The organism is Inquilinus limosus MP06 (assembly GCF_000767795.1).
GTDB classification, from domain to species: domain Bacteria; phylum Pseudomonadota; class Alphaproteobacteria; order DSM-16000; family Inquilinaceae; genus Inquilinus; species Inquilinus limosus_E.
The window spans coordinates 1-8,880 of record NZ_JANX01000237.1; the positions used below are offsets into that span (position 1 = coordinate 1).

The window sequence follows — 8,880 nt, forward strand, 5'->3', positions numbered from 1 at the left end:
CGCGGGTCGCGCGGCGTCGGCAGGCGCAGCGGCTCTTCCGGCGCGCCGCGCAGCTCGTCCAGCAGCACCGCCAGCAGCCGGTCCCGGCGGCCGGGATCCTCCGGCTCCGATCTCGGTGATCCGGCCCAGCAGCGCCAGGGCCAGCGGCGGCGGCCGCAGCACCGCCGGCCACGACGGCAGACCGAGCGCATCGAGATAGAAGCTGGTGCCGGCCACCGGTCCCAGCGTCAGCACGCCATGCGGCACGCCCGCCGGCATCCAGCACAGCCGCCCGGACGGCATGATCCAGTCGCCGGCGCCGCTGCGGATCAGGGCCAGGCCGTGGTCGAGGGCGAAGAGCTGGCCGCGGTCATGGGCGTGGATCGGCCCGTCGAAACGGCCGTCATGGCGGAAGCGGCGGATCTCCATCGACGCGGGTTGGCCAGAATGAGCAATTATGGGGTCAATTCCCGTTAGCACGCCGCACGGCGCCCAGCTAGGGTCCGGGCCTGATCCTGAACCGAGGCCACCCATGACGCCCCTGCCGCCCGGCCCGCTGCACCGATCGCTCGCCCGGCTCGAAGGCGCGTGGGAGGGCGATGAGGAGGTGTTCCCCAACCCCTGGGGGCCGAGCGGGCCGGCGCGCGGCCGCTGGGATTTCCGCCTCGACCGGGCCGGCCTGGCACTGATCCATGACTTCAGCGAGGAGCGGGCGGGCGGATACCGCTTCGACGCGCATGGCGTGCTGACCGTCGATCCTGCGGCGCAGGAGATCGTCTGGTTCTGGTTCGACAGCTATGGCTGGCCGCCTCTGGCCCCGTCGCGCGGAGCCTGGGACGGCGACCGGCTGATGCTGGAAAAGAGCACCCCGCGCGGCATCGGCCGGTCGGTCTTCACCCTCGGGGTCGACCGCTTCATCCATGAGATCGAGAGCCGCCCGAGCGGACAGGACGGCTTCATCCCGATCATGCGCGGCGTGTTCCACCGGCGAGGCTGAGGCCGGCCGGCACCGGGTCGGCGAAGACGAAGGGCCGGACCAGCAGCCGGCGCTTCCAGTGCAAGAGGCCGAGCCCGCCCTGCTCCAGCGCGCCATAGAGGACGAAGCGCACGCCCCGCACCCGCGGATCCTCGCGGCGCAGCAGCCAGCGCACGATCTCGACGAACAGCAGCTTCATCGCGCCGGAGGACAGGTGGTCGGCATGGCCGAGGAAGCTGACGATGCGGATGATGTTGCCGATCCGGCGCAGCACGATGGTGCCGACCAGCCGCTCCCGCCCGTTGTCGTCGACAAACACGCCCCAGTCGACCGCCCAATGCTCCGGGCACGGCGCATCGAGCCAGGGATCGCCCTTCACGCCGCTGCCGCGGCCGAAGCGCTGGGCGAAGGCCTGCGGCACCGGCCCGCCGGAGCGGAACAGCTTCGACGCCTCGATGTCGCGCATGTCGTCGCCCTGGCCGAAGCGGTCGAAGATCCGGCAGCGATAGCCCGCCTTCGCGGCCTTGCGCGTCTCGCGCAGGATGTAGCCGAAGGACTGGCCGCGGATCGCCTTCTCATAGGCTTCGGCATCGGTGAAACCATCGAGATCCAGCAGGCAGGGCGTGCCCTGCCACAGCCGGGCCAGCCCGTCCGGCCCGCGCCGCGTGTATTTCGCCAGATAGTCGCGATGCGCCGACACCATGTGCCGGCAGAGGACGCCGCCGCCGCAACGCTCGGTCTCCAGCCGCAGCGCCGCTTCCGGCAGGTCGGCGGCGCGCAGGCCCCAGACGCGCAGGCGCTGCTCCTTGCGCAGCCGGAACAGCACCGGCTCGACTCCGCCCAGATAGGCCCGCATCGCGATGCTGGAGATAGAGATCGCCATGGAATCTCACTCCGAATTCTTTCGGTTCGGCGCGATTATGACGAATCCTGTGATCCACGATCAATGCACCCGATGCGAAATCTTCAAAGAATCGAATCCGATTTTATGATAATTCGATGTAAACTGAATGAATGCTGTGAACCGACCCTTTCAGCCGGGCTGTTCCGCCGCCGCCCGATCTCTGGCACGGTGTGCGGGCCGGGGCGTGCCAGCGGAGGTCGGATCATGACGCTCGACGACTATCTTCTCTTCCTGCCCGCCTGCTTCGCGCTGAACATGGCGTTCGGCCCGAACAACCTGTTGTCGCTGTCGAACGGCGCCCGCGACGGCACGCTGCGCGCGGTGGCCGCCGCGTCTGGCCGGCTGGTCGCCTTCGCCATCATGATCGCGATCGCCGGGCTCGGCCTCGGCACGCTGCTCACCGCCTCGGAGATCGCCTTCACGGTGGTGAAATGGCTGGGCGCCGCCTATCTGATCTGGCTCGGCATCAGGCTGCTGCGCGCCGACACGCCGGCGCCGCAGCGGATGGCGGCCACGGGACGGCAGCCGCTCAGCGCCCTGATCCGGCAGGAATTCTGGGTCGCGGCGGGCAATCCGAAGGCGATCCTGATCTTCACCGCCTTCTTCCCGCAATTCGTCGTGCCGCAGGACTATGCCGCCAGCTTCACCCTGCTCGGCGCCAGCTTCCTGGCGCTGGAGGTCGTGGCGATCACCATCTACGCCCTGATCGGCGCCCGCCTCGGCCGGTACTTCCGCACCGCCCGGCCGCTCCGCTGGTTCAACCGGATCTCCGGCGGCCTGATGATCGGCTTCGGCCTGCTGCTCGCCGCCGCCCGCCGGCCGACGGCATAGCAGTCCATTACCCCAGGAATTCCTCGACCGCCGCGGTGAAGCCGTCCGCCTGCTCAAGATTGGCGATATGGGCGGCGTCAAGGGTCAGGAAGCGTGCGCCCGGGATTGCGGCCACGATCTCCTGCCCCCGCTCCGGCGGCGTGCCCTGGTCCTGGCGGCCCGACAGCACCAGCGTCGGCGCCCGGATCCGGCCGATCGCATCACGCTGGTCCATGTCGCGGATCGCGGCGCAGGTGGCGGCATAGCCCTCCGGCGACGTCGCCAGCAGCTTGCGGCGGATGCCGTCGACCGTCTCCGGCGCCCGTTCGCGGAAGCCCGGGCTGAACCAGCGCCCGATCACGCCGTCGACCAGAGCAGCCATGCCATCGCGCCGCACCGCCTCGATCCGCGGGTCCCAGAGCGCGGCGCCGCCGGCATAGGCGGTGGTGCAACTGGGCACCAGCCGGCCGACCTGGTCCGGTGCGTGGATCCCGAGCCACAGCGCCACCATGCCACCCAGCGAAAGGCCGACAACATCGGCGCAGGCGATATCGAGGGCATCGAGCAGCCCAACCGCGTCACGCCCTAGCCGGTCGAGGCTGTACGGCCCGGCCGGCGTGTCGCTGCCGCCATGGCCGCGATGGTCGTAGCGCAGCACCCGGAAGCGCCGGGCGAGCCGCTCCACCTGCGGCTCCCACATATCGAGGTCGACGCCGAGCGCATGCGACAGCAGCAGCGGCGGCCCGTCCTCGGGCCCGTCCAGCCGATAGTGCAGCCGGCATCCGTCGATGGTGGCATAAGGCATGGTCGCTCTCCGGGGCGGTCGATCGGTCAGGCTCGAAGCGCCCGACTCATCGCGGCGCGGTGCCGCGCGACGCAGTGTGGCCGGATGGGCTATGGAAGTCGATGGCGCCGCCGGAGATGCGGCCGAAGCGCGACGAGAGGAAGATGACCGACCACCGCCAGCAGGCCCCTGCAGCCGCGCGCAACCGCGATCCGATCCTCGCCGTGCTGCGCGGCGTGCTGCCCGCGGCCGGCACGGTGCTGGAGATCGCCAGCGGCTCGGGCGAGCACGGCGTACATTTCGCGCGGGCGCTGCCAGGGCTGGTCTTCCAGCCGTCCGACCCGAATCCGGAGGCGCGGCTCAGCATCGCGGCCTGGGCGGCGGACAGCGGCCTGGCCAATCTGCGTCCGCCGCTGGCGCTCGATGCGGCCTCGCCCTCCTGGCCGGTGACGGCGGCGGACGCGGTGCTGTGCATTAACATGATCCACATCTCGCCCTGGGCCTCGACCGAGGGGCTGATGCGCGGCGCCGCTGCCATCCTGCCGCCGGGCGGACCGCTCTATCTCTACGGTCCCTATCGCCGGGCCGGCGTGGCGACCGCGCCGAGCAACGAGGCCTTCGACCTCGACCTGCGGCAGCGCAACCCGGCCTGGGGCCTGCGGGAGCTGGAAGCCGTCGCCGCCCTCGCCGCCGCGGCCGGCTTCTCCGGCCCCGAGGTCACCGAGATGCCGGCCAGCAATCTGAGCGTCGTGTTCCGCCGGCTTTGACCGGCGCTTTGGAGGATCGGAACAGTCGATACCTGCAGGGAGGGGGCCGGTTGACTATAGGGGAGCGATGTCCAGGCGGGCTCTGACGAGCCTGTATGTCACGCTCCACTCGGCATGTGGTTCGTATCTGGACCATATGACCGAGAGCGTGATGCCGCCGGCATCCCAGTCGATCCCGTATATCTCACCATCTTCTGATTCTGCCGTCATCGCAGGGACCGGGACGCCATCCCGCAGGACTTCTCGGCAATGTCGGATCGAGATGCGCGACGGCGGGCACATCTCCACCGAGGACAGGGCAAATTCCTCGACCTCGATGTGAACCGTATCGCCCTCTGAAAACAGGCGGGCGATCGGCGCGTCGTGGAAGACCCCGGGGTCGATCATCGAAGGACTCCGTTACGCCTCCACCCGCCAGCCCGGCACCGTCTTGCCGCGGAAGACATGCACGTCGCCGCCGCCGGGGACCGCCAGCCGCTCCGGCAGATCCTCGACGCCCCGGACCAGGGTGACGGTCTCCTCGTTCACCGGCAGGCCGTAGAAAGCCGGGCCGTTCAGGGAGGAGAAGGCCTCGAACCGGTCCAGCGCCCCCTCCTCCTCGAACACCTGGGCGTAGCAGGCGACCGCCACCCGGGCGTTGAACACGCCGGCGCAGCCGCAGGCGGCCTCCTTCGCATGCACCGGATGCGGCGCGGAATCGGTGCCCAGGAAGAAGCGCGGATCGCCGGATGTGGCGGCCTTGCGAAGGGCCAGGCGGTGATTCTCCCGCTTCACCACCGGGAGGCAGTAATAGTGCGGCCGCACCCCGCCGACCAGCAGGTCGTTGCGGTTCAGCACCAGGTGCTGCGGCGTGATCGTGGCGCCGACCCGGCCGTCGCCCTGGTCGAGCACGAAGTCGACCCCGTCCTGGGTGGTGACGTGCTCCATGACGATCCGCAGCTCCGGGAAATCGGCCCGGATCGGCTGCAGGTGACGCTCGATGAACACCGCCTCGCGGTCGAAGATGTCGATCTCCGGATCCACCACCTCGCCATGCACCAGGAGCGGCAGGCCGATCGCCTGCATCCGTTCCAGCACCGGGCGGACCTTGGCGAGGTCGCGCACCCCGCCATGCGAGTTGGTGGTGGCGCCGGCCGGGTACAGCTTCACCGCGGTCAGCACGCCCTCGTCCCGGCCGCGGGCGAGGTCGTCGGGGTCGGTGCCCTCGGTCAGATAGGCGGTCATCAGCGGGGTGAAGCGCGCCCCTTCCGGTAGCGCCGCCAGGATGCGGTCGCGATAGGCGCGGGCATCGGCGGTGGTCACCACCGGCGGCGTCAGGTTCGGCATGACGATGGCTCGGGCGAAATGCGCCGTACTGTGCGGCAGCACCGCGCGCAGCATGGCGCCGTCGCGCAGATGCAGGTGCCAGTCGTCGGGGCGGCGGATCGTCAGGCTGTCGGTCATCGCGGGGTGTCCTGCTGCGGCCGGCGGATCATGGCCATGCGGTAGAAATACCGCAAGCTCGCTTGCCGGATGGCTGCCCCGGCCCTAAGACACCCTCAGCCTGCATTTCTCACACCTCTTGCATCCTGCGTCGCCTTGCGGCGAGTCGGATGCGGGGGCGGGCCGCGAAGAGCGTATCGGCAATACGGTCGAGCGGCCCGCACCCGCAGGCGGCCGCCGCAAGGCGACCCTTCGGGCCGGTTGAACATGCCGACCGGGGGCGTCGAACGGCTTGCGCGATGCGCTGCATCGCGCTGCGCCGCTCTCCTGCCCGGTCGGCATGTTCAACCGGCGCAGGACGCAAGGGGTGTGAGAAATGCAGGCTTAACCGCCGGAGCCCGCCATGATCCTCTCGACCAGCTTCCCCGACCGCAAGACCATCGCCCGCCTGACCGCCCAGGCCTATCTCGAGGCCGGCGCGGTCAGCTTCAACGCCGAGACGCCCTACAAGTTCACATCGGGCTGGGCCAGCCCGGTCTACACCGACACCCGGCGGCTGATCTCCTTCCCCCGCATCCGCGGCGTGCTGATGGACTTCGCCACCTCGGTGATCCTGAGCGAGATCGGCTTCGAGAAGATCGACGCGGTGGCGGGCGGCGAGACCGCCGGCATCTCCTATGCCGCCTGGATCGCCGACCGGCTGGCCCTGCCGATGCAGTATGTCCGCAAGAAGCCGAAGGGCTTCGGCCGCAACGCCCAGATCGAGGGCGTGCTGACCGAGGACCAGCGGGTGCTGCTGGTCGAGGACCTGAACACCGACGGCCGCAGCAAGGCCAAGTTCTGCCAGGCGCTGCGCGACGCCGGCGCGGTGGTCGAGCACGTCTTCGTCGTCTTCAACTACGGCATCTTCAAGGACACGCCGAAGTTCTTCGAGTCGATCGGGGTCGAGTTGCACGCCCTGGCCACCTGGTGGGACGTGCTGGAGGTCTGCAAGGCCGGCAACCATTTCGACCCGAAGACGCTGGGCGAGGTCGAGAAGTTCCTGCACGACCCGGTCTCCTGGTCCGCCGCGCATGGCGGCATCGACAAGATGCCCACCGATTGAGGGGCCGGCTCTCCCCCTCACCCTCCCGGCCCAAGCGGGCCGGGCCCCTCCCTCTCCCCGAGGAGAGGGGATTTTCACCTCTCCTCGGGGAGAGGTCGAAATCGCGCAGCGATTTCGGGTGAGGGGGTGGCTCCGGCCGATGGCGGCCGGGCGCCCCGTTCCCACAGATGAGCCATGACCGATCGGCGCGAGACGCGCGCGCCGAAGCGGGAGGAAGCTGGCGCCAGGCGACGGGGGCGAGTGGAAGGGGCGCGGCCCGCCGCAGCCACGGCACAGAGGCCCGACATGCAGGGATGGACCGCCCAGCAGCGGAGCGTCGTGATCGCCAGCTTCCTCGGCTGGACCCTCGATGCCTTCGACTTCTTCCTTCTCGTCTTCATTCTGACCGACATTTCCCAGGAGTTCGGCACCGGGGCCGAGGCAACCTCCTGGCTGGTCACGCTGACCCTGGCGATGCGGCCGGTCGGCGCCTTCCTGTTCGGCCGCGCCGCAGACCGCTTCGGCCGCCGGCCGACGCTGATGGTCGACGTGCTGGCCTATTCGCTGCTGGAATTCGCCTCCGGCTTCGCCCCGACCTTCACCGTACTGCTGATCCTGCGCATGCTGTACGGCATCGCCATGGGCGGCGAATGGGGCGTCGGCGCCTCGCTGACCATGGAGACCGTGCCGGTGCACGCGCGCGGCTTCGTCTCCGGCCTGCTGCAGGCGGGATATCCCACCGGCTACCTGCTGGCCTCGATCGTCTACGGCCTGTTCTTCGATTCGATCGGCTGGCGCGGCATGTTCGTGATCGGTGTGCTGCCGGCGCTGCTGGTCCTGTTCATCCGCCGCAGCGTGCCGGAATCCCCGTCCTGGACCGAAACCAGGGCAACACGCGAGGGCATCTCGCTGGGCGACACGCTGCGCCGGCACTGGCGGCTGGGCCTCTACGCCATCCTGCTGATGACCGCCTTCAACTTCTTCAGCCACGGCACCCAGGACATCTACCCGACCTTCCTCAAGGTCCAGCACGGCATGGGCCCGCATGAGGTCAGCCTGATCGCCATCGTCTACAACATCGGCGCCATCCTCGGCGGCCTGGTCTGCGGCTCGCTGTCCGAGCGCTTCGGCCGCCGCCGGGTGATCATCGTCGCGGCGCTGCTGGCCCTGCCGGCGCTGCCGCTCTGGGCCTTCTCCACTGGCCCGGTGCTGCTGGCCGCCGGCGCCTTTGTCATGCAGGTCGCGGTGCAGGGCGCCTGGGGGGTGATCCCGGCGCATCTGAACGAACTGTCGCCGGAGGAGGCGCGCGGCACCTTCCCCGGCTTCGTCTACCAGACCGGCAACCTGCTGGCGGCGATCAACCTGACCCTGCAGACCCATATCGCCGTCGGCAACGGCAACGACTACGCCCTGGCCATGGCCTGGGTGACCGGGGTGGTGGCGGTGGTGATCGCGCTGCTGATCGCCTTCGGGCCGGAGAAGCGCGGCGTCGCCTTCGGCATGGCGCGGCTGCGGTCCGAGCTGTCGTCCAGCCCCGCGCCCGGGGAGTAGCGGTGTTGCCGGACGAGGCCGGGCGGCCGTGCTATAACACGCCGCCACCCCGCCGGGCCCCATCGTGATGCTCCGCCATGCCGGATGAGCTGCAGCTCCTGGACCTGATCGGCCAGATCTACGATGCCGCCATCGGCGACGAGGACTGGACCCGAGTTCTCGACGGCCTGTCCCGTCTGCTCGGCGGCCACGCGGCGGTGCTGCAGCGCCCCCACGCGCCGGGCCAAAGGGTGCAGGCGCTGGTGAGCGGCATCGACGCCTCCTATGTCGAGCTGTATGGCGCCCGCTATCACAGCCTGCTGCCGATCGGGTCCTGGCTGCCGCGTATGCCCGGCGGGTCCGTCTTCGTCGACCGCATGCTGCTGCCGGACCGGGAGTATGTCCGGACCGAGTTCTACACCGATTTCCTGACGCCGCAGGACCAGCACGCCAGCCTGTCCTGGCTCGCCCGCGGCCGGGCCGGCAGCCGGGCCACCCCCGCGCTCGTCTCGATCTGGCGGTCGCGGCGGCAGCCGGAATGGGAGCCGGCGCAGCTCCGCCTGCTGCACCGCCTCGCCCCGCATCTCGAGCAGGCGCTGGAGATCGAACGCCGGCTCAGCGCCG

11 protein-coding genes are annotated in these 8,880 nt (G+C 69.9%); 6 read left to right on the forward strand and 5 right to left on the reverse strand.

The window, feature by feature from the left end; all coding sequences use genetic code 11:
* A partial coding sequence (locus P409_RS38985) for an AraC family ligand binding domain-containing protein (protein WP_034840846.1) occupies positions 1 to 408 on the reverse strand: 408 nt, incomplete at its 3' end.
* Positions 409 to 511: 103 nt separating this feature from the next.
* Here P409_RS38985 and P409_RS18220 point away from each other — a divergent pair.
* The gene (locus P409_RS18220) at positions 512 to 976 is read left to right on the forward strand and encodes a DUF1579 family protein (RefSeq protein WP_052120878.1); all 465 of its coding nucleotides are present in this window, start codon (positions 512 to 514) and stop codon (positions 974 to 976) included.
* Here the strand turns inward: P409_RS18220 and P409_RS18225 are convergent.
* Positions 945 to 1,838 (reverse strand): hypothetical protein, encoded by an 894-nt coding sequence (locus P409_RS18225; RefSeq protein WP_034840849.1) that lies wholly within the window; start codon positions 1,836 to 1,838, stop codon positions 945 to 947. The two genes, P409_RS18220 and P409_RS18225, sit on opposite strands and share 32 nt — an antisense overlap.
* Before the next feature lie 225 nt (positions 1,839 to 2,063).
* Between P409_RS18225 and P409_RS18230 the strand changes: the two genes are divergently transcribed.
* The gene (locus P409_RS18230; protein WP_034840852.1) at positions 2,064 to 2,690 is read left to right on the forward strand and encodes a LysE family translocator; all 627 of its coding nucleotides are present in this window, start codon (positions 2,064 to 2,066) and stop codon (positions 2,688 to 2,690) included.
* 7 nt (positions 2,691 to 2,697) lie between these two features.
* On the opposite strand, the gene pcaD is transcribed toward P409_RS18230, so the two are convergent.
* On the reverse strand, positions 2,698 to 3,474 hold the full coding sequence (gene pcaD, locus P409_RS18235; RefSeq protein ID WP_034840855.1) for a 3-oxoadipate enol-lactonase: 777 nt from the start codon (positions 3,472 to 3,474) through the stop codon (positions 2,698 to 2,700).
* 143 nt (positions 3,475 to 3,617) lie between these two features.
* Here pcaD and P409_RS18240 point away from each other — a divergent pair, with 143 nt between their 5' ends.
* Positions 3,618 to 4,220 carry a DUF938 domain-containing protein gene (locus P409_RS18240; RefSeq protein ID WP_034840872.1) on the forward strand — a complete coding sequence of 201 codons (603 nt, stop codon included), beginning with the start codon at positions 3,618 to 3,620 and terminating at the stop codon, positions 4,218 to 4,220.
* A 54-nt stretch (positions 4,221 to 4,274) separates the two neighbouring features.
* Here P409_RS18240 and P409_RS18245 read toward each other — a convergent pair whose 3' ends face one another.
* Positions 4,275 to 4,607: a hypothetical protein gene (locus tag P409_RS18245; protein WP_034840857.1), complete on the reverse strand. Its 333-nt coding sequence runs from the start codon at positions 4,605 to 4,607 to the stop codon at positions 4,275 to 4,277.
* Between the two features lie 12 nt (positions 4,608 to 4,619).
* The gene (pyrC, locus tag P409_RS18250) at positions 4,620 to 5,663 is read right to left on the reverse strand and encodes a dihydroorotase (protein ID WP_034840860.1); all 1,044 of its coding nucleotides are present in this window, start codon (positions 5,661 to 5,663) and stop codon (positions 4,620 to 4,622) included.
* A 382-nt stretch (positions 5,664 to 6,045) separates the two neighbouring features.
* Between pyrC and P409_RS18255 the strand changes: the two genes are divergently transcribed.
* The 3 genes from P409_RS18255 to P409_RS18265 form a co-directional block, all read left to right on the forward strand.
* On the forward strand, positions 6,046 to 6,747 hold the full coding sequence (locus P409_RS18255) for an orotate phosphoribosyltransferase (protein ID WP_034840863.1): 702 nt from the start codon (positions 6,046 to 6,048) through the stop codon (positions 6,745 to 6,747).
* A 285-nt stretch (positions 6,748 to 7,032) separates the two neighbouring features.
* On the forward strand, positions 7,033 to 8,277 hold the full coding sequence (locus tag P409_RS18260) for an MFS transporter (protein WP_052120880.1): 1,245 nt from the start codon (positions 7,033 to 7,035) through the stop codon (positions 8,275 to 8,277).
* A gap of 77 nt (positions 8,278 to 8,354) precedes the next feature.
* Positions 8,355 to 8,880, forward strand: a 526-nt coding sequence (locus P409_RS18265) for a hypothetical protein (RefSeq protein WP_034840866.1), incomplete at its 3' end; no start/stop codon positions are given.